This is a genomic window from Acidovorax sp. sif1233 (assembly GCF_019218755.1).
Classification (GTDB): domain Bacteria; phylum Pseudomonadota; class Gammaproteobacteria; order Burkholderiales; family Burkholderiaceae_C; genus Acidovorax.
Window position 1 is genome coordinate 543905 of record NZ_JAHUWZ010000003.1, and the last position, 23424, is coordinate 567328.

At 69.0% G+C, this 23424-nt stretch carries 21 protein-coding genes; 8 read left to right on the plus strand and 13 right to left on the minus strand.

Features of this window, described 5'->3' with window-relative positions:
• Positions 1 to 9: 9 nt before the first annotated feature.
• Positions 10 to 1056: a M48 family metalloprotease gene (locus KW843_RS14160; RefSeq protein ID WP_218295757.1), complete on the plus strand. Its 1047-nt coding sequence runs from the start codon at positions 10 to 12 to the stop codon at positions 1054 to 1056.
• 151 nt (positions 1057 to 1207) lie between these two features.
• Here KW843_RS14160 and KW843_RS14165 read toward each other — a convergent pair whose 3' ends face one another.
• The 9 genes from KW843_RS14165 to KW843_RS14205 all read right to left on the minus strand — a co-directional run bounded on the left by KW843_RS14165 (position 1208) and on the right by KW843_RS14205 (position 11511).
• Positions 1208 to 2155, minus strand: a complete 948-nt coding sequence (locus KW843_RS14165) for a DMT family transporter (protein WP_218295758.1) — start codon at positions 2153 to 2155, stop codon at positions 1208 to 1210.
• A complete protein-coding gene (locus KW843_RS14170; RefSeq protein ID WP_218295759.1) occupies positions 2155 to 3777 on the minus strand; it encodes a gamma-glutamyltransferase family protein in 1623 nt (540 codons plus the stop codon). Before KW843_RS14170 ends, KW843_RS14165 begins: the two co-directional genes overlap by 1 nt.
• Positions 3778 to 3828: 51 nt before the next feature.
• A complete protein-coding gene (locus tag KW843_RS14175) occupies positions 3829 to 5127 on the minus strand; it encodes a DUF3422 family protein (protein ID WP_218295760.1) in 1299 nt (432 codons plus the stop codon).
• Between the two features lie 120 nt (positions 5128 to 5247).
• Positions 5248 to 6759, minus strand: coding sequence for a tripartite tricarboxylate transporter permease (locus KW843_RS14180; protein ID WP_218295761.1), 1512 nt, complete (start codon positions 6757 to 6759; stop codon positions 5248 to 5250).
• A 15-nt stretch (positions 6760 to 6774) separates the two neighbouring features.
• A complete protein-coding gene (locus KW843_RS14185; protein ID WP_218295762.1) occupies positions 6775 to 7263 on the minus strand; it encodes a tripartite tricarboxylate transporter TctB family protein in 489 nt (162 codons plus the stop codon).
• 124 nt (positions 7264 to 7387) lie between these two features.
• Positions 7388 to 9181 carry a GspE/PulE family protein gene (locus KW843_RS14190; protein ID WP_218295763.1) on the minus strand — a complete coding sequence of 598 codons (1794 nt, stop codon included), beginning with the start codon at positions 9179 to 9181 and terminating at the stop codon, positions 7388 to 7390.
• Positions 9182 to 9220: 39 nt separating this feature from the next.
• Positions 9221 to 9988 (minus strand): spermidine synthase, encoded by a 768-nt coding sequence (locus tag KW843_RS14195; RefSeq protein WP_218295764.1) that lies wholly within the window; start codon positions 9986 to 9988, stop codon positions 9221 to 9223.
• A 9-nt stretch (positions 9989 to 9997) separates the two neighbouring features.
• Positions 9998 to 10570 (minus strand): DNA-deoxyinosine glycosylase, encoded by a 573-nt coding sequence (locus KW843_RS14200; RefSeq protein ID WP_370628499.1) that lies wholly within the window; start codon positions 10568 to 10570, stop codon positions 9998 to 10000.
• A gap of 95 nt (positions 10571 to 10665) precedes the next feature.
• On the minus strand, positions 10666 to 11511 hold the full coding sequence (locus KW843_RS14205; RefSeq protein WP_218295765.1) for a TatD family hydrolase: 846 nt from the start codon (positions 11509 to 11511) through the stop codon (positions 10666 to 10668).
• Between the two features lie 104 nt (positions 11512 to 11615).
• Here KW843_RS14205 and KW843_RS14210 point away from each other — a divergent pair, with 104 nt between their 5' ends.
• From KW843_RS14210 to KW843_RS14230, 5 genes are all read left to right on the plus strand, one after another.
• The gene (locus KW843_RS14210) at positions 11616 to 12560 is read left to right on the plus strand and encodes a S1C family serine protease (protein WP_218295766.1); all 945 of its coding nucleotides are present in this window, start codon (positions 11616 to 11618) and stop codon (positions 12558 to 12560) included.
• Positions 12561 to 12681: 121 nt separating this feature from the next.
• Positions 12682 to 13677: a MoxR family ATPase gene (locus tag KW843_RS14215; RefSeq protein WP_218295767.1), complete on the plus strand. Its 996-nt coding sequence runs from the start codon at positions 12682 to 12684 to the stop codon at positions 13675 to 13677.
• Complete coding sequence (locus tag KW843_RS14220; protein WP_218295768.1) at positions 13658 to 14695, plus strand: DUF58 domain-containing protein; 1038 nt, start codon at positions 13658 to 13660, stop codon at positions 14693 to 14695. Before KW843_RS14215 ends, KW843_RS14220 begins: the two co-directional genes overlap by 20 nt.
• Positions 14696 to 14721: 26 nt before the next feature.
• Positions 14722 to 15768: a VWA domain-containing protein gene (locus tag KW843_RS14225; RefSeq protein WP_218295769.1), complete on the plus strand. Its 1047-nt coding sequence runs from the start codon at positions 14722 to 14724 to the stop codon at positions 15766 to 15768.
• A gap of 114 nt (positions 15769 to 15882) precedes the next feature.
• Positions 15883 to 16131: a hypothetical protein gene (locus KW843_RS14230; RefSeq protein ID WP_218295770.1), complete on the plus strand. Its 249-nt coding sequence runs from the start codon at positions 15883 to 15885 to the stop codon at positions 16129 to 16131.
• 82 nt (positions 16132 to 16213) lie between these two features.
• Here the strand turns inward: KW843_RS14230 and lolD are convergent, their stop codons facing one another.
• Both lolD and KW843_RS14240 read right to left on the minus strand, forming a co-directional pair.
• Positions 16214 to 16969 (minus strand): lipoprotein-releasing ABC transporter ATP-binding protein LolD, encoded by a 756-nt coding sequence (gene lolD / locus KW843_RS14235; protein ID WP_255594738.1) that lies wholly within the window; start codon positions 16967 to 16969, stop codon positions 16214 to 16216.
• Entirely contained in the window at positions 16962 to 18215 is a 1254-nt protein-coding gene (locus KW843_RS14240; RefSeq protein ID WP_218295771.1) for a lipoprotein-releasing ABC transporter permease subunit, read from the minus strand. The genes lolD and KW843_RS14240 overlap by 8 nt, the downstream gene beginning before the upstream one ends.
• Before the next feature lie 80 nt (positions 18216 to 18295).
• Here KW843_RS14240 and KW843_RS14245 point away from each other — a divergent pair, with 80 nt between their 5' ends.
• Positions 18296 to 19252: a phosphoglycerate mutase gene (locus KW843_RS14245; protein WP_218295772.1), complete on the plus strand. Its 957-nt coding sequence runs from the start codon at positions 18296 to 18298 to the stop codon at positions 19250 to 19252.
• Entirely contained in the window at positions 19249 to 21051 is a 1803-nt protein-coding gene (gene recJ / locus KW843_RS14250) for a single-stranded-DNA-specific exonuclease RecJ (protein ID WP_218295773.1), read from the plus strand. Before KW843_RS14245 ends, recJ begins: the two co-directional genes overlap by 4 nt.
• 16 nt (positions 21052 to 21067) lie before the next feature.
• On the opposite strand, the gene KW843_RS14255 is transcribed toward recJ, so the two are convergent.
• Positions 21068 to 21277 carry a 4-oxalocrotonate tautomerase family protein gene (locus KW843_RS14255; protein ID WP_218295774.1) on the minus strand — a complete coding sequence of 70 codons (210 nt, stop codon included), beginning with the start codon at positions 21275 to 21277 and terminating at the stop codon, positions 21068 to 21070.
• Positions 21278 to 21463: 186 nt separating this feature from the next.
• Positions 21464 to 23245: a methyl-accepting chemotaxis protein gene (locus KW843_RS14260; RefSeq protein ID WP_218295775.1), complete on the minus strand. Its 1782-nt coding sequence runs from the start codon at positions 23243 to 23245 to the stop codon at positions 21464 to 21466.
• Positions 23246 to 23424 lie beyond the last annotated feature (179 nt).

The following is a 23424-nucleotide window of genomic DNA, read 5'->3' on the forward strand; positions in this document are numbered from 1 at the left end:
AAAGCCGCCATGCGACTGCCCTTTTCCCCTGCCTGCACGCGGCCGCTGGCCGCTGCGTGCACCGCCCTGGCGCTCACCCTGGTGCCGGTCTGCGGCCATGCCCAGAACGTGATGAACCTGCTCAACTCGCTCGGTGGAGGCACCAGCAGCAGCGGTGGCGGCCTGCTGGGCGCCGTCACCGGCGGCGGCGGCAATGCCGCCCGGGGCGACGACCTCATCAGCCTGCTCACGCGCTCGGTGGAGAGCATCGACGAGCCGAAAGAGATTGAAATCGGCCGCCAGCTCGCCGCCGTGCTGCTGGGCAGCAAACCACTGCACCCGGACATGGCCCTGCAGCGCTATGTGAACAACCTCGGGCGCTGGATCAGCCTGCAGTCCGAGCGCCCCCATCTTCCCTGGACCTTCGTCGTGCTGGACGATCCCGGGTACAACGCATTCGCCGCGCCGGGGGGCTACGTGTTCGTGACCAAGGGGCTGATCGACCGCTGCGCGGACGAGGCCGAACTGGCGGGCATCCTCGCCCACGAAATCACGCACGTCACCGCCAGGCACCACCTGCACGCCATGCGCAAGACCGCGCAGTCCGGCATGTTCACGCAGCTGGTGGCGTCGCAGATCAAGACCAACGCCGTGGGGAACCTGGTGGCCTCGCAGTTCCTCGCCCTGGGCCGCAACCTGTATGCGCGCGGCCTGGACCAGGCCGACGAGTACGACGCGGACCGCACCGGCGTGGCCCTGGCCACGCGCGCGGGCTTCGATCCGTATGGGCTGGTGGCGGTGCTGCAGCAGCTGCGCACGGCCGCGCCCGACAACCCCATGTTCACGCTGGCCCTGGCCACCCATCCGCCCGCCCAGGCACGGCTGGAGCAACTGGAACTGGCCATGGGCAAGAACCTGGATGGCTTCATGGGCGTGGCGCCCGTCACGGTGGCGCAGCGCCTCAACCCCCAGCCTTCGGCGGCCTCTGGCCCCGCCGCCGCGGTGCCAGGCGCGGTGAATCCGGCGGCGGCGCCCGCCCGCAAGCCCGCGCCGCCCGCGCGGAAAAAGACCTCGTAGCGGAGCGGTGCCCGGGGCCCCCAAAAGGTGTGCCCGCGCGGCGGGACAACAAGAAAAAAGGGCAGCGCGCGCTGCCCTTTTCCATGCCCGACAGCGCCCCTCCCCCCGGCCGTATGGCGTGGCATTCGGAGCACCACGGCAAGGGCCTTCATCAGGCCTGCTGGCGGCGCGCGAGCTGCGTGAACACGAAAATGCCGGCGATGACCAGCGCCGTGCCCGCGGCCACCCACACCGTGAAGGGTTCGCCCAGGATCCAGACACCCATGAGGATGGTGGACAGCGGCCCCACCATGCCGGTCTGCGCGGTCATGCCGGCGCCCACGCGCTCGATCGCCATCATCACCATGAGCACGGGCGCGGCCGTGCACAGCGTGGCGTTGAGCACCGACAGCCAGATCACCTCGGGCGCCACCACGGCCGCGCTGAAGGGCCGCAGCACCACGAACTGCAGCAGGCAGCACAGGCACGCCACCGTGGTGGCCAGCCCCACCAGCCGCAACGACCCCAGGCGCCGCACCAGCTCGCCGCTGTAGACCAGGTAGATGGCATAGCTCACCGCGCTCAGGAACACCAGCAGGGTGCCCCAGGCCGCATCGGCGCCCTGCAGGTTGGCCTCGTGGCCAAACACCAGCACCACGCCGCAGTAGCTGATCAGCATGCCCACGGCCTGGCCCCAGTGGATGCCGCGCCGGTACAGCACCCAGCCGAGCATCACCACCAGCGTGGGGTTCAGGTACAGGATGAGGCGCTCCAGGCTGGCGCTGATGTAGGCCAGCCCCGCGAAGTCCAGAAAGCTCGCCAGGTAGTAGCCCGTGAGCCCCAGGCCCAGCACGCCCAGCCAGTCCTTGCGCGACAGGGGCGGCTTGCCCCGGCTGGCCCACCAGGCCATCACGGCGAAGATGGGCAGCGCAAACAGCATGCGGTACATGATGAGCGTGACCGCGTCCACTCCGTAGCGGTACGCGAGCTTGACGATGATGGCCTTGCCGCTGAAGGCGATGGAGCCCAGCAGGGCGAGCAACAGGCCGGTTGCTACATTTTTTCTAGCTGCTAGCGCTTGTACTGATTGGGCTGGAGGCACTTTTTTCTCAAATCTCATCAATAGCCGGCCACCTGGCCATCGCGGCGCGGATCGCTGGCGGCCAGGTAGCCCTGCACCTTGGGGTCGCCCATGCGCCAGATGAACTGGCCGGCACCGAAGTCCTGGTAGGAGTCCTGCAGCACCTCCATCTGGTGCCCCAGGCCGAGCAACCCCTGCACCGTGGCGGCGGGCATGGCGGCCTCGACGTTGATCGACAGCCCTTCGTTGAAGCGCCAGCGCGGCGCATCACAGGCCGCCTGCGGGTTCTGGCCATAGTCCAGCATGCGCACCAGGGTCTGCAGGTGGCCCTGGGGCTGCATGTTGGCCCCCATCACGCCGTAGCTCATCACGGGCTGGCCGTTCTGCGTGAGGAAGGCGGGGATGATGGTATGAAACGGCCGCTTGCCCGGCGCCACCAGATTGGCGGAATTGGGGCCATCGGGGTCGGTGCTGAACGCCTGGCCCCGGTTCTGCAGACTGATGCCGAACGTGGGCTCCACGCAACCCGAGCCAAAGCCCATGTAGTTGCTCTGGATGAAGCTCACCATCATGCCGTTCTCGTCGGCCGCGGTCAGGTAGATCGTGCCGCCCTTGGCCGGATTGCCCGCCCCGAAATCCTGCGCCTGCTTCATGTCGATCAGTTTGGCACGGGATGCCAGGTACGCGTCATCGAGCATTTGGGCGGGTGTCACCTCCATGGACGATGGCTCGGCCACGTAGCGGTACACATCGGCGAACGCGAGTTTCATCGCCTCGATCTGCAGGTGCTGGGACGCAGTGCCATCCACGGGCAGGCCCGCCAGATCGAACTGGTCGAGGATGCCCAGCGCGATGAGGGCGGCGATGCCCTGCCCGTTGGGCGGAATCTCGTGCAGCGTGTGGCCCCGGTAGTTGCGGGCCATGGGGGTGACCCATTCGGGCCGGTGCGCCGCCAGATCCGCCAGCGCCAGGCTGCCGCCCTGGGCCTGCGAGAAGGCCACCAGCGCCTGGGCGATTTCGCCCGTGTAGAACGCCTGCCCCCGCGTGGCGCCGATGGCGCGCAAGGCACGCGCAGCCGCCGCGAACTGGAACAGCTCACCCACCCGCGGCGCGCGCCCCCAGGGCATGAAGCTCTGCGCAAACCCTGGCTGCGACTGCAGCTCGGGCACGGCGGCGGCCCATTTCTGCTGCACCACCACCGGCACCAGGTAGCCGCGCTCGGCGATCTCGGCGGCGGGCTCCATCAGGTCGGCAAAAGGCAGCTTGCCAAAGCGCTCGGACAGGGCCACCCAGGCGCTGACGGCGCCCGGCACGGTGACGGCATCCATGCCGCGCCGGGGCGGCGTCGCCTGCTCCCTGCCGTAGCGGCTGTGAAAGTACCCGGGCGTCCAGGCGGCGGGCGCGCGGCCCGAGGCGTTGAGCCCCTGCAAGGCCTGCCCGTCCCAGAGGATGCAGAACGCATCGCTGCCCAGGCCATTGCTCACGGGCTCGCAGATCGTCATGGCAGCGGCCGCCGCCACGGCCGCATCGACGGCATTGCCGCCCTGCTGCAGCATGCGCAAGCCCGCCTGGGCAGCCAGCGGGTGGGACGTGGAAACGACATTGCGCGCAAACACCGGCAGGCGGGTGCTGGCATAGGAAGAGGTGTAGCTGAACGGCATCGGGCCATTATCTGCCGCTGCCGGCGGCTGCGCCCCGCCCCCTGCGCGGCTTCAATGGCGCTTGCGGAACACCTTGTGGTGCAGCCTTCGCAGAGACCACCAGACGCCCACGGCCACCACTGGAATCGCAATGGCGGCCGTCGTCTCGGGGGAAAGCGGCCAGCCCAGCTTCTGCGCTCCCTTGGCCAGGTAGCTCACCAGGCCAACGATGTAGTACGTGATCGCCGCCACCGAGAGGCCTTCCACCGTGGACTGCATCTGGAGCTGCAGGTCCTGGCGGTGGTTCATCGTGGTCAGCAGCGCCTGGCTGCTTTGCTGCTGCTCGATCTCCACCCGGGTGCGCAGCAGGTTGCTCATGCGCGAGACGCGCTGCGACAGCGCATCCTGCCGGCGGGTCGCCCACTCGCAGGTGCTGCGCGCGGGCGTGAGGCGCCGGTCCATGAACTCGCGGATGGTCTGCATGCCCGCCAGGCGCGATTCGGCGATGTCCTCGATGCGGCGGTCCAGCAGCTCGAAGTAGGCACTGCTGGCCGAGAAACGCGAGTGCGTGGCGGCGTACTGGCTTTCCACCTGCCCGGCCAGCCGGGTCAGGCGGTCCAGCAGCACGGGCTCGGCATCGCGGTTGGCGGTGCGGATGGCGTCGGCCAGCTCGGCCAGCTCACGTTCGGCGAACGCCAGCACGCTGGCCGCCTCGCGCGCCGCGGGCAGGCCCAGCAGGGCCGCCATGCGGTAGGTCTCGATTTCGAGCAGGCGCTGCACCAGCCGCCCCAGGCGGCGCTGCGTCATGCCCCCCGCAAGCAGCACCATGCGCGAGAAACCGTCGGCATGGATGGCGAAGTCGGTGTAGACCTCGCCATGCCCGTCGGCCACGGTGGAGGCCACCAGCGTGTCCTCGTGCAGCACGTGCTTGACCAGCGAGCCTGAGCCAAAGGTGTGCGTGGGCAGCACCCAGAGATTCAGGCTGCACAGGCATTGCCCGGGCAGGGCCGCCAGCCACTCGCGGGGCACGGCATCCACCGCGCTGGCGGGCTCCCGCTCGCCGAAGGCATCCGCCGTCGCGGGCACCATGAAAGTCCAGGAGACGAACTCGGTGTGCAGCTCCCACCGCATGCGGTAGGCGCCCAGGTCCATGCGCAGGTGTGTGGTGTGCGCATCGGGCAGGGCCATGTGGTGGTCGCGCAGGAGGGCGGCGACATGGGCCCGGCTCGCTTCGCGCCCGGCCGCATCGGCCAGCATCACGATGTGCGCGATGGCCAGGGGGGCCGTCATGGCCTCGGGCGGGCGGGCGTGGATTTCGTTGTGCAGCATCGCCCGGTGGGGATGCTGCGGCAGATGGAATGGAGTGGACATGCGGACCTCTGCCCGCGATTGTCCACTGGCGCCGAGGGTGCGCAGGCCCCCGGGCTCTCCAAAAAACAACGGCACCCGAAGGTGCCGCTGTTCTGGAGTCGGATGGAAAAAGAGGTGCGATCAGTCTTCCACGAACGCTTCCTCGCGCTTGTTCTTCACCGAAGGCAGCAGCACGATGACGAGCAGCAGCGCAGCGGCAGCGAGCAGGCCGGCCGACAGCGGACGCGTGACGAACACGCTCCAGTCGCCACGCGACAGCAGCAGCGCACGGCGCAGGTTCTCTTCCATCATCGGGCCCAGGATGAACCCGAGCAGCAAGGGTGCCGGTTCCGTGCCCAGCTTGTGGAAGATGTAGCCCACCAGGCCGAAGATACCCACCATCCAGATGTCGAAGGTGTTGTTGTTAGTGGAGTACACGCCCACCGCGCAGAACAGCACGATGGAAGGGAACAGCCAGCGGTACGGCACGGTCAGCAGCTTGATCCAGATGCCGATCAGGGGCAGGTTCAGGATCACCAGCATGGCGTTGCCGATCCACATCGAAGCAATCAGGCCCCAGAACAGTTCGGGGTTGCTGGTCATCACCTGGGGACCAGGCTGGATGTTGTGGATGGTCATCGCGCCCACCATCAGCGCCATCACGGCGTTGGGAGGGATACCGAGCGTCAGCAGCGGGATGAAGGAGGTCTGCGAACCGGCGTTGTTGGCCGACTCGGGAGCCGCCACGCCACGGATGTTGCCTTGGCCGAAGGGGACTTCACCGGGCTTGAGCTTGGTCTTCTTCTCGACCGTGTAGGCCGCAAACGCCGCCAGCAGCGCACCGCCACCGGGCAGGATGCCCAGCGCCGCGCCCAGTGCCGTGCCGCGCAGCACGGCAGGAATCATGCGCTTGAAGTCTTCCTTGGTGGGGAACAGGCCTTCCACCTTGGCAGTGAACACTTCGCGCTCGTCATCGGGGCGCGAGAGGTTGGCAATGATTTCGCCGTAGCCGAACACACCCATGGCGATGGTCACGAAGCCGATGCCGTCGGTCAGTTCAGGGATGTCGAAGCTGAAGCGGGCCACGCCCGAGTTCACGTCGGTACCTACCAGGCCCATCAGCAGGCCCAGCACGATCATGGCCACGGCCTTGAGCAGCGAACCCGAGGCCAGCACCACGGCACCGATCAGGCCCAGCACCATCAGCGAGAAGTATTCGGCAGGGCCGAACTTGAAGGCCACTTCGGTCAGCGGGGGCGCGAAGGCCGCCAGGATCAGCGTGCCCACGCAGCCAGCGAAGAACGAACCCAGGCCGGCCGCCGCGAGCGCCGGGCCCGCCCGGCCCTTGCGCGCCATCTGGTAGCCGTCGATCACGGTCACCACCGAGGATGATTCGCCCGGCAGGTTGACCAGAATGGCGGTGGTCGAGCCACCATACTGCGCACCGTAGTAGATACCGGCCAGCATGATCAGCGCGGCCACCGGGGGCAGCGCATAGGTGGCAGGCAGCAGCATGGCGATGGTGGCCACGGGGCCGATGCCGGGCAGCACGCCGATCAGCGTGCCCAGCAGGCAGCCGATGAAACAGTAGATCAGGTTCTGGAACGTGAAAGCCACGCCAAAACCCATCGAGAGATTGTCAAATAATTCCATGGTCGGTGCTCCTGCTCAACCCGTGATGAAACTCGGCCACACAGGGAACTGCAGCTTGAGCGCCCAGACGAATGCCACGTAACTGCCGACAGCCAAGACCGTGGCCAGCACGAACACGGACTTCGCATGGAACTCCTGGCCAGCCAGGCTCGAAATGAAGGTCAGCGCATAGATGCCCACGATGAGGCCCATGGCCGGAATGCCCAGGCTCGGCAGGCCGCCCAGCAGGATGCCGAACGCGAAGTTGGCGGCCAGGATGAAGAACAGCGGCTTCCAGGCCCACTTTCCGATCTTGTCGCCATCCTGGGTTTCCACCGTGGTGGCCTTGAAGGTGATCGCGCTGCCGATGATGGCCAGCAGGATCCCCAGCAGCAGCGGGAAGTAGCCCGGGCCCATGCGGGCACCGTTACCGACGTTGTACGTGGTTGCACCCCACGCGAACGCCACACCGACACCCATGAACATGAGGCCGGCAAAGAAGTCTTTTTGACTTTTGATTTTCACGAATTGTCTCCTTGGCGGAAATCTCGACTGCGCGATTGTGGGGGCAACCAGAGCGCGCGCGGATGTGGATTCCACCTACATCCGGTAACGACTGGCCGCCCAGACCCCGCCCGCGCGGCGGACTTCACTCCAGGGGTGGCGTCGCGGTGATCACCTCGTCCAGCGTGGTCAGGCCTTCGGCCACCCGCAAGGCGCCCGCCAGGCGCAACGGCCGCATGCCGTCCTGCACGGCCTGGCGGCGCAGCATGTCGATGGAGGGCGCCTGGTTGATCTTTTCCTTGAGCGCCTCGCTCACCGTGAGCAGCTCATACAGGCCCATGCGGCCGCGAAAGCCGCTCATGCGGCAGTCCACGCAGCCCACGGGCTTGTACGGCTGGTAGCCGCCGCTGAGCTTCCAGGGCTTGACCACCGCCATCAGGGTCTCGCGGTCCGCCGCATCGTCCTTCTGCTTGCACTGCCTGCACAGGGTGCGCACCAGGCGCTGCGCCAGCACCCCGAGCAGGGTGGCGTTCAGGAGGTAGGGCGGCACGCCCAGCTCCATCATCCGGGTGATGGCGGACGGGGCATCGTTGGTGTGCAGGGTCGAGAACACCAGGTGGCCCGTGAGCGCCGCCTGGATGGCCATCTCGGCCGTCTCCAGGTCGCGGATTTCACCCACCATGATGATGTCCGGGTCCTGGCGCATCAGGGCGCGCAGGCCTTCGGCGAAGTTGAAGTCGAGCTGCGGCTGCACCTGCGTCTGGTTGAAGCTGGGCTCGATCATTTCGATGGGGTCTTCCACCGTGCTGACGTTGACCTCCTCGGTCGCCACCCGCTTGAGCGTGGAATACAGCGTGGTGGTTTTGCCCGAGCCAGTGGGCCCGGTCACCAGGATGATGCCGTGCGGGCGCTTGACCAGCCCTTCCCAGCGGGCGGCGTCGTGCTGGGCAAAACCCAGGGCATCGAGGTCCTTGACGGCGTTGTCCGGGTCGAAGATCCGCATGACCATCTTCTCGCCGAACGCCGTGGGGAGGGTGGACAGCCGCATTTCCACCTCGTCGCCGCGCTGGTTGCGCGTCTTGATGCGGCCGTCCTGCGGGCGGCGCTTTTCCACCACGTCGATGCGCCCGAGCAGCTTGATGCGCGAGACCATGGCGTTGTGCACCCCCATGGGCATCTGGTAGACGGGGTGCAGCACGCCGTCGATGCGAAAACGGATCACGCCCTGGTCGCGCCGCGGCTCCAGGTGGATGTCGCTGGCGCGCTGGTCGAACGCGTACTGCCAGAGCCAGTCCACGACCTTGACCACGCCCTGGTCATTGGCGTCGAGCTGCTTGTTGCTCTTGCCCAGCTCGACCAGCTGCTCGAAGCTGCTGCCCCCGGAATTGCCCCCCGCCTTCTGGGCGGCGCGCACCGACTTGGCCAGCGCGAAGAACTCCGCCGTGAACCGGTGGATGTCCAGCGGGCTGGCCACCACGCGGCGCACGGTCCGCCGCGACTGCCGTTCCACCTCCGCGACCCAGTCGTCAATGAAGGGCTCCGAGGTGGCCACCACCACTTCCTTGGGGGTCACCTGCACGGGCAGCACCTTGTGGCGCTCGGCATAGGTGGCGCTCATGGTGTCGGCCACGCGCCCCACGTCCACCTTGAGCGGATCGATGCGCAGGTAGGGCAGTCCTGCCCGCTTGGCCAGGTACTCGGACAGGGTCTCGATGTCCAGCGGCTTGCCGTCGCTGGCGCGCTCCATGGCCACGTTGGCCAGGCGCACCAGTGCATGCTGCGAGCTTTCGGCCTGCGAGCAGCGCGCGATGGTGCGCTGCGCCTCTTCCGGGGAGATCACCTGGTCATCGCTGAGCCACTGCACCACCCGGCGCCAGTCCACCGGCCCCGCATAGGGCCGGACCGCCACGCCATCCGGAGAAACAAGGGATGTTTTCATCGAGAACCTTTCCAGAATGAAGCCATGGGCCGGCGGTGGTCAGGCCACCACCGGCTTGAAGGCCCGCAGCCACTTGGCGGTGGGCAGATCCCAGCGGGCCTGGATGGCCTCGGCCCGCGCGGCCAGTTCGGTGCGCTTGGGGCGGGTGGGCATGCGCTGCGCGAGCACCACGGTGTTGCCCTCGCGCGTGGGCTTGAACGACCAGAGCGCCTCTTCGCCGAAAGCGGTCGCCATGCTCTGCAGGCTGCGGCCGTAGCTCGAGGCCCGGCCAAACAGGTTGACGGTCATGCTGCCGGTATCGGTCAGCAGCGCGCGGCAGTCCGCATAGAAATCCGGGCTGTCGAGCACGGGCGCGGCCGCCTCGTGGTCATACAGGTCCACGGCCAGCGCATCCACCGTGCCCAGCCACATGGGGTTCCTGATCTCCTGCGCGGCATCGGCCAGCACCACGCGCAGCTTGGGCCCGTCGGGCGGCAGCTTGAACCACTGCCGGCACACCGCCAGCACCTGGGGGTTGAGCTCGATGGCCGTGGTGCAGATGCGCAGCTTCTTGTGGCAGAACTTGGTGATGGCGCCCGCTCCCAGCCCCAGCTGCATGGCATGCCCCTTGGACACCTGGGAGGGCTCGGCGAACAGCAGCCAGGCCATCATGCGCTGCACGTATTCCAGCTCCAGCTCGAAGGGCTCGGCCACGCGCATGGAGCCCTGGATCCAGGGCGTGCCCAGGTGCAGGTGCCGCACCTCGCCATCGTCGGAGACGCTGACTTCGGGCAGTTCGCGGGGGGTGGTGTTCTTTTTTCGGGTCATTCCAGGCAGTCAAAGCAGTCCGTGGGCGGCCATCAGCTCCGCCCAGGCGGCCAATTTACGTTCAAAGCTCCAGGAGGCGTTGGCCGGGCTGGTGGAGGGCAGGCGCACGGCATCGACCGGCGGCAGGCACATCGGCCCCAGGCTTCGCAGCACCGCCGGGGCATGCCGGTAGCTTTCGGCACCGTTGTGGGCCACGGCCGCCAGCCGGGGGCAGCGCCCGTGCAGGCGCGCAAAGTCGTTGACCTTCGCGTTGCGGATGCTGGTGTCCAGGCTGCCTTCCCGCTCGCAGCTTTCATAGACATCCCACAGCCCCAGCCCCCGCGCCAGCAGCCATTCGCAGCGCTGCGCGTAGGGATCGCCGCTCCCTGCGGGCGGCAGGGGGTGCCCTGGCCAGAGGGCCTGCAGGATCTTCCAGAAATGGTTCTGCGGATGGGCATAGTACTGGCGCGCCCGCAGCGAGGCAGCGCCCGGAAAGCTGCCCAGGATCAGCACCACCGTCCCTTCGCCAGCGATGGGCGGCAGCCCCTGCCACCGGGTGGTGGCGGGCACGGGCATGGAACCAGGTGCATGGACATCAGGCATGCGCCGATTCTGGACTGAAACCGCGCCAGCCCCTGTGCGCGTTCACAAAAAAAGATAGCTGCAAACCGTGCACCACACAGCCGAAACCTCCAAAATTACTCCTCATTTGGAGCTTCCAGCGGCACCAGCGCCGCGATCCGGGGCAGCGCCGCGCGGGCATTCGCGGTGGTGGCCCGCGCGAGGATCCGCGCGGACTGGCCCCGCAGCTGCGCCAGCGCCTGGGCGATGCGCGGCAGCTCTGCCGGCGCGTTGCGGCCCTGGGACCGGCCTTCGGCGCGCTGCGCCGCCGTGGTGTACAGCCAGTGGGGCGGGATGTCGGGTGCATCGGTCTCCAGCACCAGTGCATCCCCGGGCAGCTCGGCCGCCAGGCGGCGCAGCTGCAGCGCCCGGTCGTAGGTCATCGCGCCGCCGAAACCCAGCTTGAACCCCAGCCCGATGAAGGCCTGCGCCTGCTGCAGGCTGCCGTTGAAGGCATGGGCGATGCCGCCCTGCACGGGCAGCTCCCGCAAGCCCTTGAGCAGCCTGTCGGCGGAACGCCGCACATGCAGGATCACGGGCAGATCGAACCGGCGTGCCAGCTGGAGCTGCGCGCGGTAGAACCGCTCCTGCCGGGCGGGGTCCAGGCCGCCCACGAAATAGTCCAGACCGATCTCGCCGATGGCGGCAAGGCGCGGGTCCGCGTGGTGCTGCTCCAGCTCCTGCGCCAGGAGATCTAGGTCCCCGTCGTCGGCGCGCCCCGTGCACAGGGGGTGGATGCCAAGCGCATAGCTGTCCCCATGCCGGTGCGCCAGCTCCCGCACGGTGCCCCAGTTGCCGCGCTCGACGGCCGGGATCACGCAATGCGCGACGCCGCGTGCACGCGCCTCCTGGCGGACCGCGTCGCGGTCGGGGTCGAACTCCGGGGCATCCAGGTGGCAGTGCGTATCGATCCAGGCGGTCATCCGGCCATGATGCCTGACGAAACCTTGGATGTGCATCCGGCCGCGATACGTGCTAACGTGAAAACCATGCGCTTTTCCCCGGCGCAGTAGAAAAGGTGACTAGGATGCCCCGGCCCGCCCTCTACAGCAGCTCCCGCCCTGCCCGCCGCCCCCCGGCGCAAGCGGCGGCCACGCTCCCCGCACCCACGGCCGATGCCGATGGAGCCGCCCCCCTTGCGCCTCCGTCTCCTGCGCCTGCCGCCACCGCGGGCGGCACGACGCTGTCCCGGCGCCACGTGCGCGGCCTGTGGACCATGATCGCGCTGCTTGGCGCCCTGCTCATCGCCAGCCTGTGGCTGCACCAGGGCCCCGCCCCCCGCAGGATCACCCAGGAAGACATCGATGCCGCCGTGCTGCGCACGCTGGAGACCACCACCCCGCCCTCCGCCGCTGCGCGCGCGGCGGAAGCGATTTCGCCCTCGGTGGTGCGTGTCGTGGGCTACGGCCGCGGCAAGAATGGCAAGGAGGAAGTCGAGCGTGGCGTGGGCACCGGCGTGGTCATCGTCGACAAGGGCATCATCCTGACCAACCTGCACGTGGTGGCGGGCTCCGACCGCATCGCCATCACCTTCCATGACGGCCTGGAGACCACGGCCAGCATCACCGGCGCACAGCCCGAAAACGATCTGGCCGTGTTGCAGGCCCACAAGGTGCCCGACGACCTGTTCGCCGCCCCGCTGCGCTCCACCCAGGACCTGCGCCCCGGCGACCATGTGGTGGCCGTGGGGTTTCCCTTCGGCATCGGCCCCTCCGCCTCGGCCGGCGTGGTGTCGGGCCTCAAACGCGAATTCACCTCGCCCGAGGGCAAGCGCCAGCTCAGCAACCTGATCCAGTTCGACGCCGCAGCCAACCCGGGCAACTCCGGCGGGCCGCTGGTCACGCTCGACGGCGAGGTCGTGGGCATCGTCACCGCCATCCTCAACCCCACCCCGGCGCGCACCTTCATCGGCATCGGCTTCGCGGTGCCCATCGAGAACGCGGCCTCGGCCGTGGGCATGCCGCCGTTCTAGCATGCAATACCCCCTGAGTCGCTTCGCGCCTTCCCCCTCTCCTTCGGGAGGGGAACGCACCCTGTGGCATGGGCCGCGTACGGCTCGCAGCATCGTTGAACCCTGACAAGGAAGGAAAGCCATGGAAGCCACAACGAACACCGCCACCCTGATGGAACAGGTGCTCTACGAAGTCAAGCGCGTGGTGGTGGGCCAGGACCGCTTTCTCGAACGCGTGATGGTGGCCATGCTCGCCCAGGGCCACCTGCTGGTCGAAGGCGTGCCGGGACTGGCCAAGACGCTCACCGTGAAGACGCTGGCCAGCACCATCCAGGGCAGCTTCAAGCGCATCCAGTTCACGCCCGACCTGGTGCCCGCCGACCTGGTGGGCACGCGCATGTACAACCAGAAGACCGGCGAATTCAGCACCGCGCTGGGCCCCGTGTTCACCCACCTGCTGCTGGCCGACGAGATCAACCGCGCGCCCGCCAAGGTGCAGAGCGCGCTGCTGGAGGTGATGCAGGAACGCCAGGTCACGATCGCGGGCGAGACCCACAAGGTGCCCGAGCCCTTCCTGGTGATGGCCACGCAGAACCCCATCGAGACCGAGGGCACCTACGCGCTGCCCGAGGCCCAGGTGGACCGCTTCATGATGAAGGTGCTGCTGGGCTACCCCACCGAGGAAGAAGAGTTCGTGATCGCCCAGCGCGCGCTGGACCTGCCCGTGCAGGTGCTGCCCGTGGCCACCACCGCGCAGCTGGCGGCGCTGCAGGCCGAATGCCGCACGGTGTATGTAGACCCGTCGATGCTGCAATATGCCGTGAAGCTGGTGGCCGCCACCCGCGAGCCCGCGCGGCATGGCCTCAAGGACCTGGCCGGCTACATCAGCTGCGGCGCAAGCCCGCGCGCCACCATTGCCCTGGCCGAGGGCGCTCAGGCCCTGGCTATGCTGCGCGGGCGCAACTACGTGCTGCCCGAGGACATGACCGCCCTGGCGGCCGACGTGCTGCGCCACCGCGTCGCCCTGTCGTACGAGGCGCTCTCCGAAGGCCTGGACGCCGACGCGCTCATCCAGCGCATCATGGCCAAGATACCGGCGCCCGCGCGCCCGCTGCACCATGAGCAAAAAGCCGCCTGACCCCCCCGGCGCCACGGTCCACGTCCTGCCCACCCTGCCGGGGCAGGCCGACCGCCTGCTGCGCGAGCTGGAGTGGAAGGTCATCCGCCGGCTCGACGGCCTGCTGCAGGGCGACTACCGCACCCTGATGCGCGGCACCGGGCTGGACCTGGCCGACCTGCGCGAGTACCAGCCGCACGACGACGTGCGCCACATCGACTGGAACGTGACCGCGCGGCTGAACACGCCGCACGTGCGCGTGTTCACCGAAGACCGCGAAATGACCGCCTGGTTCCTGCTGGACCTGAGCCCCTCCATCAGCTTCGGCCCCGAGGGCCATGCCAAGCGAGACATCCTCACGGGTTTCGTGGCCGTGCTCTCGCGCCTGCTCACCCGCCACGGCAACCGCGTGGGCGCCATGCTGTACGGCGGCGCCAGCGGCCAGGCCGAACGCGCGGTGGACGCCGTGCTGCCGCCGCGCAGCAGCCGCGCCCATGTGCTGCACCTGGTGCACCGCCTGCTGGCCCCTGAAAAGGCGGCCACGCCCACACGCGCGAAGGGCGGCGGCGCCGCCACCGAACTGCACCGGCTGCTGCAGGCGGGGCTTGCCAACCTGCGCCGCCGCGCCACCGTGTTCGTGGTGTCGGACTTCATCAGCGCGCCCGGCTGGGAGAAACCCCTGGCCCAGCTGGCGCAGCGGCACGACGTGGTGGCCGTGCGCCTGCTGGACCCGCTGGAGCTCGCGCTGCCGGACGTCGGCCTCATCACGCTGCGCGACGCCGAAAGCGGCGAGCAGCTGCAGGTGGACACGCACGACGCGGCCTTTCGCCGCCGCTTCGCCCACCTGGCCGCCGAGCGCGAGGCCGCGCTGCGCGAGGGCCTGGCCCGCGCCGGCGCCGACACGCTGGAACTGTGCACCGACGACGACCTGGTCGATGCGCTGCTGCGCTTCATGGACCTGCGCCAGCGCCGCGTGCGGGCCCCGCGCGCCCCCTCCGCCCCCGTGCCCTCGGAAGCGGCCCTGCCCACCGCCGCCTGAACCACCACGCCACCAAGGACCGCACCATGGTTTTTCTCTGGCCCACCCTGCTCTGGCTGCTGCTGGTCGCGCCCTTGCTGGTACTGCTGTACTGGTGGCTGCTGCACCGGCGCAAGAAGACGGCGCTCAGCTACTCCAGCCTATCGCTGGTGCGCGAGGCCATGGGCCCCGGCCAGCGCCTGCGGCGCCACATCCCGCCCGCCCTCTTCCTGCTGGCGCTGATCGCCCTGCTGCTGGCGGCCGCGCGCCCGCTGGCCGTGATCACCCTGCCCTCGCAGGACCAGACCATCATGCTGGCCATGGACGTGTCGGGCAGCATGCGCGCCGCCGACGTGGAGCCCGACCGGATCACCGCCGCCCAGAATGCCGCCAAGGCCTTCATCGCCGAGCTGCCGCGCCACGTGCGCGTGGGCATCGTGGCGTTCGCGGGCAGCGCGCAGCTGGCCCAGTTGCCCACGCAAAGCCGTGAAGACCTGGTCAAGGCCATCGACAGCTTCCAGCTGCAGCGCGGCACGGCCACGGGCAACGGCATCATGCTGTCGCTGGCCACCATTTTTCCGGATGCGGGCATCGACATCGCGGCGCTGGGGGGCCGCCAGGCGATGCGTCCCAAGCCCATCGACGAGATCGGCAACAAGCAGGACCCCGCCAAGCCCTTCACCCCGGTGGCGCCGGGCTCCTACACCTCGGCGGCCATCATCATGCTGACCGACGGGCAGCGCACCACGGGCGTGGACCCGCTTGAAGCCGCCAAGTGGGCGGCGGACCGCGGCGTGCGCGTGTACACCGTGGGCGTGGGCACCGTGCAGGGCGAGACGATAGGGTTCGAAGGGTGGTCGATGCGCGTGCGGCTCGACGAAGAAACCCTGAAGGCCGTGGCCACGCGCACGAACGCCGAGTACTTCCACGCGGCCACGGCGGCCGACCTCAAGAAGGTCTACGAAACGCTCAGTTCGCGATTGACGGTGGAGAAGAAGGAAACCGAGATCTCTGCCCTGCTGGCACTGGCGGGCGCCGTGCTGGCACTGCTGGCAGCAGCACTTTCGGTCTGGTGGTACGGGAGGGTGATGTAGGCCCCCGGCGCCACGCGAGCCCGCAGGCAGGCAGCCACGCCAGCGGGCATGCACGGATAGCGGCCCATGGCCGCCCGTGCCGGGGATCATGGCTCGAACCTGAGGAGACATTTCATGCGCTTCCTGATCCAGATCGCAGCCGTGGCGCTGCTCGCCATGGCCGCCGGCTCCGCGCTGGCCCACAACTGCCCCAACGAGATGAAGGCCATCGACGCCAAGCTGGCCACCCATCCGGCGCTGACGGCCGACAACGCCGCCAAGGTCAAACAGCTGCGCGCGGAGGGCGAGGCCCAGCACAAGGCCGGCAAACATGACGACTCGATGAAATCCCTGGCGCAAGCCAAGAAGATCCTCGGCATCTAGACCCGCCCCGCCATCCTCGCACCCTGCGCAGGCCGCAGGTCGCCGGCTGGCGAGGCGAGGAACGCCGGACCCGGGCCAGATATCAGGTCAGGTGGCCGAGCACCAGCCGCACCACGCGGCTGCAGCGCACGGCCAGGGATTCGTCGTGCGTGACCATCACGAACGCCGTGCCCTGGTCCCGCGCCAGCTGCATCATCAGTTCAAACACGCCGTCGGCCGTGGTGCGGTCGAGATTGCCCGTGGGCTCGTCGGCCAGCACGCAGGCCGGACGGGTGACCAGTGCCCGGGCGATGGCCACGCGCTGGCGCTCCCCCCCCGACAGCTCGGCCGGACGGTGGTGCAGGCGCTCCTTCAGCCCGACGGCGGCCAGCACCTTCGCGGCCTCGTGCTGGCACTGCTCGTACGGCATGCGGCGGATGCGCAGCGGCATGGCCACATTGTCCAGCGCGCTGAACTCGGGCAGCAGGTGGTGGAACTGGTAGATGAAGCCCAGGTGCTGGTTGCGCAGCTGGCCCTGCCGTTCGGCGGAGAGGGACGACATGGCCTCCCCCTTCAGGCGCACGGTGCCCGAGGTGGGCGCATCCAGCCCGCCCAGCAGGTGCAGCAAGGTGCTCTTGCCCGAGCCCGAGGCGCCGACGATGGCCAGCGTCTCGCCCGTGTGGACCCGCAGGTCCACGCCCTGCAGCACGGTCACGTCCAGGCGCCCTTCGGTGAAGCGCTTGGTCAGGCCGTGCGCCTCCAGCACCACCGGGCCATTCAAGCCCGCGTGGGCGGCGGGCGCCGCCTTGAAGGGCCGCGGGGACACGCCAGTGCCGAGCGTGGGGGTCGTATTACTCATAGCGCAGGGCCTCGGCAGGATTCACACGGCTGGCACGCCAGCTGGGGTAGAGCGTGGCCACGAAGGCCAGCACGAGCGAGATGATGCCGATGGGCAGGATGTCGCTGCTCTGCGGCTCGCTGGGCATCTTGCTGATCAGGTAAATGTCCTTGGGCAGGAAACTCGCGTTCAGCGCCCTCTCGATGGCCGGCACGATCACGTCGATGTTGAAGGCGATGGAGAGCCCCAGCAGCAGGCCCACGGCCGTGCCGATCACGCCCACCATGGCGCCCTGCACCACGAAGATGCCCATGATGCTTTTCGGGCTGGCGCCCAGCGTGCGCAGGATGGCGATGTCGGCGCGCTTGTCGGTCACCGTCATCACCAGGGTGGACACCAGGTTGAACGCCGCCACGGCCACGATGAGCGTGAGGATGATGAACATCATGCGCTTTTCAAGCTGCACGGCCGCGAACCAGGTGCGGTTCTGCTGCGTCCAGTCGCGGATGAGCAGCTGGCCGCTTAAGGACCCCGCCAGCTGCTGGGCCACGTCGCGCGCCTGGTGCAGGTCCTTGAGCTTCAGGCGCACGCCCGTGGGGCCTTCCAGGCGGAAGATGCGCTGGGCGTCCTCATGGTGCAGCAGCACCAGCGCCGAGTCGTATTCGTAGTGGCCGGAATCAAACGTGCCCGCCACCGTCATCTGCTTGAGGCGTGGCACCACGCCCGCCGGGGTCACCTGGCCCGCGGGGGCGATCAGGGTGACCACATCGCCGGCGCGCACGCCCAAAGCGCGGGCCAGCTCGCCGCCCAGCACCACGCGGAATTCGCCGGGCACCAGCAGATTGAGCGTTTTTTCGTTGGTGGCGGCCAGGTCCGTCACCGCGCCTTCCAGCGCCGGGTCGATGCCGCGCACCAGCGCGCCCTTCATGTCCTCGCCGCGCGCCAGCAGCGCCTGCGCGGCCACGAAGGGTGCGGCGCCCACCACGTTGGGGTTCTGCTTGGCCTCGGCCAGCGTGCGCGCCGGGTCGGGCAAGGCAGCGCCCTGGGGCGCAAAAATCTCGATGTGCGAGACCACGCTGAGCATGCGGTCGCGCACTTCCTTCTGAAAGCCGTTCATCACCGACAGCACGATGATGAGCGCCGCCACCCCAAGCGCGATGCCCAGCATGGACACGCCCGAGATGAACGAGATGAAGCCATTGCGCCGCGTGGCGCGGCCCGCGCGCGTGTAGCGCCAGCCCAGGGCCAGTTCGTAGGGGATTTGCATGAATAAGGAAAGAAGGCACTGCAGGGTGCGGAATGCACGCCACAGGCCGGCCAGATTGTGGCATCCCGGACAATAGGCCCATGTCGGACACCACCCATTTGCTCATTCCCTACGCCGCCAGCGCCTCCCCGGGATGCCAGCAAGCCCTGCAGGGCCTGGCCCTGCCCCACCTGGACCGGCTTCTGGCCCGGCTCAGCCCCCATCCCGCCCAGAGTGACAGCGGCGAGGAAACAACCTTCTCCGCCCCCCACGAACGCGCCCTGGCGCGCGCCCTGGGCCTGCCTGCGCAGGACGGCCGCATCCCCTGGGCCGCGTGGCACCGCCACCAGCAGGGCCAGCCCGCCGATGGAGCGGCCTGGGCCTTTGTCACGCCCTGCCAGTGGCAGGTCAGCACCGACCACGTCACGCTGCGCGACCCCGAGCACCTCGCGCTGGACGAGGCCGCATCGCGCGCGCTGCTGGCCATCGTGTCCCCCTGGTTCGCCGAAGACGGCATCACCCTGCACTACGACCAGCCCACGCGCTGGCTGGCCCGCAGCCCGCTGTTTGCCCTGCTTGCCACCGCCTCGCTGGAACGCGTGCTGCTGCGCGACGTGCGCGCCTGGATGCCAGATGCGCGCGAGGCCCGCACGCTGCACCGCCTGCACAGCGAGATGCAGATGCTGCTCTACACCCACGCCTTCAACGACGAGCGCACGGCGCGCGGGCTGCCGGTGATCAACTCGTTCTGGGTGCATGGCACCGGCCCGCTGCCTGTGCCCGCCCCCACCTCCGCCACTGCGCCGACGGTACCCACCACCCTGCGCGGCGCGGCGCTGAATGAAGACTGGCGCGCCTGGGCCGCCGCCTGGACCGCGCTGGACGCAGGCCCGGTGGCCGACCTGCTGCGCAAGGCCGAAGGCGGCACGCCCGTGCTGCTGACCCTGTGCGGCGAGCGCAATACGCTGGCCTTCCACACCGCCCCCCGCACCCTGGCCCAGCGTTTTCAAAGCCTTTTCAGGCCCCAGCGCTTTGCAGAACTGCGCGAGAAGCTATGAAAATAGTAGCAAGAGACATCCCCCCCCGCGCCGCCTGGGTGCTGGAGCAAGCCGGCGTGCACCCGCTGCTGGCCCGCCTGTATGCCGCGCGCGGCGTGCGTGCCAAGGACGAGCTGGACGACGGCCTGGGCCGCCTGCTCCCTCCCTCGGGTTTGAAAGGCATTGACACCGCCGCCCGCCTGCTGGCCGACGCCATGGCGCAAAACAAGCGCCTTGTCATCGTGGCCGACTACGACTGCGACGGCGCCACCGCCTGCGCCGTGGGCGTGCGCGGCCTGCGGTTGCTGGGCGCGCAGCACGTGGACTACCTCGTGCCCGACCGCGTGACCGACGGCTACGGCCTCACGCCCCCCATCGCCCGGCGCGTGGCCGAGCGCGGCGCCGACGTGCTCATCACCGTGGACAACGGCATCGCCAGCGTGGACGGCGTGGCCGAGGCCAAGGCGCTGGGCCTGCAGGTGCTCGTGACCGACCACCACCTTCCCGGGCCCGAACTGCCGGCGGCCGACGCCATCGTCAACCCCAACCAGCCCGGCTGCACGTTCGAGAGCAAGTCCATGGCCGGTGTGGGCGTGATGTTCTACGTGCTGCTGGCGCTGCGGGCCGAGCTGCGCGCACGCGGAATCTTTGATGCGCCGAGTGCCGCCGGGCCGCCCCAAGGCGCGAGCGCCCCCCTGGGGGGCAGCGAACCACACGTAGTGGGGAGCGTGGGGGCGCACCAGCCCTTGCAACCCAAGCTCGACCCGCTGCTCACGCTCGTGGCGCTGGGCACCGTGGCCGATGTGGTGAAGCTCGACGCCAACAACCGCCGCCTGGTCGCCCAGGGCTTGAAGCGCATCCGCGCGGGCCAGATGCCCGCAGGCATCGCCGCGCTGTTCCATGCCGCAGGCCGCAAGGCCCCGGTGGCCACCACGTTCGACTTTGGCTTTGCGCTGGGCCCGCGCATCAATGCCGCGGGTCGCCTGGCCGACATGACGCTGGGCATCGAATGCCTGCTGACCGACGACGCAGGCCGCGCCGCCGAGTTGGCGGGCCTGCTCGACGGCATCAACCGCGAGCGCCGCGAGATCGAGGGCGGGATGCGCGACCAGGCCATGCTGATGGCCGAGAGCCTGTTCCAGGAAGACGAGGAGCCGCCCCCGGCCATCAGCGTGTTCGACCCCGACTTCCACGAAGGCGTGGTGGGCATCGTGGCCAGCCGCATCAAGGACAAGCTGCACCGCCCCACCTTCGTGTTCGCGGCCAGCAGCGCACCGGGCAAGGAGCACGAGCTGAAGGGCTCGGGCCGCTCCATCCCCGGCTTTCACCTGCGCGATGCGCTGGACCTGGTGGCCAAGCGCCACCCGGGCGTGCTGCTGAAGTTCGGCGGCCATGCCATGGCGGCGGGCTGCACCGTGGCCGAAGAAGCGTTCGATGTGTTCGAGCGCGCCCTGGCCCAGGTGGCGCAGGAGTGGCTCGATGCCTCCACCCTCACCCGCCGCATCGAGACCGACGGCCCCCTGGCCCCCGAATACTGCCGCGCCGACATGGTGGACACCCTGCACCACGAGGTCTGGGGCCAGGGCTTTGCGCCCCCCACGTTCAGCGAAGAAGTGCAGATCGTGAGCCAGCGACTGGTGGGCGAGTCCAAGAACCATCTGTCGATCAAGCTCATGCACCAGGGCAACCCGGTGGATGCCATCTGGTTCGGCCACACCGAGCAACTGCCCGCGCGCGTGCTGCTGGCCTTCCGCCTCGATGTGAACGAGTGGAAGGGCGAGCGCAAGGTGCAGTTCCTGGTCGAGGGCGCGCAGCTCTGAGGACTGCGCGCACGGGTCACTGGCGGCGCTGGCGGATCACCGTCACCGGCTCCCCGCCCTGGCCCCAGTTTTCGGGGTCCACTTCGTCAATGATGACCGTCACGGTCTCGGGCCGCTTGTCCAGCACCTGCTGCATCAGCTGGGTGACGCCGGCGATGAGCGCCGCCTTCTGCGCGGCCGTGGTGGGCAGGTCGCGCCGGGCGAGGCGGATGTTGACGAGGGGCATGGGCAAGTCCTTTTCGGGGGTGCGCGGAAACGAACGGCGCACAAGGCGCCACAGGAACCAAGGCAGTGGGGGCAGCCTTCATGGAGAAGGCGGCAGATGGCGCGATGAAATGGGCCGCCCGCGCACGGCTGGCAAGCGCCGGAAGCTATCTATTTAGTAGCAACCAGCCCAACCCAGGGGCGGCCGTCAGAAGCTCTCCCAGTCGTCATCGCCGCCACGGGAAGCCGCCGCCGGCGGTGGCGCGGGCCGGGCCGCCGGGGCCGCGGGCGGCGCAAGCCGGGCCGGGGCCGGTGCTGGAGGCCGTGCAACGGCGGGTTTGGCCCCCGCCACGCGCGGGTGGTGGGTGGCGGCCACCTTGGCCGCGGCCGGCCGGGACGCGGCAGCGGGCGCCGGGCGGGGTGCTGCTGGCGCGCGCACCGCGACCGCGCCCACGTTGAACACCGACACCACCTCGGCCAGCCTCTGCGCCTGGTCGCGCATCGAGGCCGCCGCCGCCGTCGACTCCTCCACCAGCGCCGCGTTCTGCTGTGTCATCTGGTCGAGGTGCGTCACCGCCTGATTCACCTGGGCGATACCGTCGCGCTGCTCTGTCGAGGATGCCGTGATCTCTCCAATGAGGTCGCTCACCCGCTGCACGCTCGCCACGATTTCCTCCATGCTCTGGCCCGCCTGCGCCACCTGGGCCGACCCCGATTCCACGTTCTGCACCGAGGCGCTGATCAGGGTCTTGATTTCCTTGGCCGCCTCGGCGCTGCGCCCGGCCAGGCTGCGCACTTCGCTGGCCACCACCGCGAAGCCCCGGCCCTGCTCGCCCGCGCGGGCCGCCTCCACCGCAGCATTCAGCGCCAGGATGTTGGTCTGGAAGGCAATGCCGTCGATGACGCCGATGATGTCGTTGATCTTGCGCGAGCTGTCGGTGATCTGCTGCATGCTGGTGACCACCTGGCCCACCACTTCGCCACCGCGTGCCGCCGCCTGCGCGGCCGTTCCGGCCAGCTGGTTGGCCTGGCGCGCGGTGTCCGCCGACTGGCTCACCGTGGCCGTCAGCTCTTCCATGCTCGCCGCCGTCTCTTCCAGGTTGGAGGCCGTCTGCTCCGTGCGCGCCGACAGGTCATGGTTGCCGTTGGCGATCTGGATCGACGCCGACGACACCGAGTCCACCCCCGAGCGCACCTCGCTCACCACGCCGCGAAGGCGTGCCGACATGGCCGACAGCGAACGCAGCATGTGGCCGAACTCGTCCTTGCGGACGGATTGCAGCTCCTGGGTGAGGTCGCCCGCCGCGATGGCGTCGATGGTGTTCACCGCCTCATCCAACGGAAGGGTGATGGAGCGCACCAGCTTCCAGGCCAGGAACAGCCCCACGGCCATCAGCACCAGCGAGGTGATGATTCCCCAGATCGCGTATTCCACGCGGCGCGCCGAGGCGTCGGCGCGGATGGCGTCGCGGCGCGTCTCGAGCGTGGCGACGAAGTCGTCCTGCGCCTTGAGGTATTTGGTGACCAGGGGGGCGAATTCGTTGTCGGCGAACCGCTGGGTCGCCACGGCGTCGCCGGCGCCCTTGAGCTCCCAGGTCTTGGCGGTGGCCGCCAGCACGGCCTTGCGGGCCTCCAGCACCTTGTCCAGCGCAGCCTTTTCCTCGGGGGCGGTGGCCGAGGCCACGATGCCTTCCTGCACCTTGTTGATGTTGCCGATGATCTCCTTGACCTTGGCGCCATACTGCTCGGCCAGCACGGCATCCGTGGTCACGGCGCCGCCCATGACCATGGTGACGGCCGTCTCGGTGGCGCCGCGCCAGCGCACGGCGGCGGAGATGCGCCCCTCGATGTCCACGACGGCGTCGATCGCCGAGGACATGGAGCTGTTGGCCCGGTTCTGGGCAAAGCCCGAGAGCAGCAGCATGCCGATCATCAGGCCCAGAAATGCGCCCCACAGCTTGCGGGAAACGCGGATATTGTCGAGTTGCATGGGTTGTTCTTCCTCGTGGATCTGTAGTGTTTTCATGCAAGGCGAGGCTCGCCAGGGAAACATCCGATTACATCAGCAAACAACCCATAGCCTACGCCAGCCCGGCGCGCCGCCACGCCAGCACCTCACCGGGAGAAACCCGCATTCCCCACCGGCGGCCACGCGGGCGCACGCCGGGC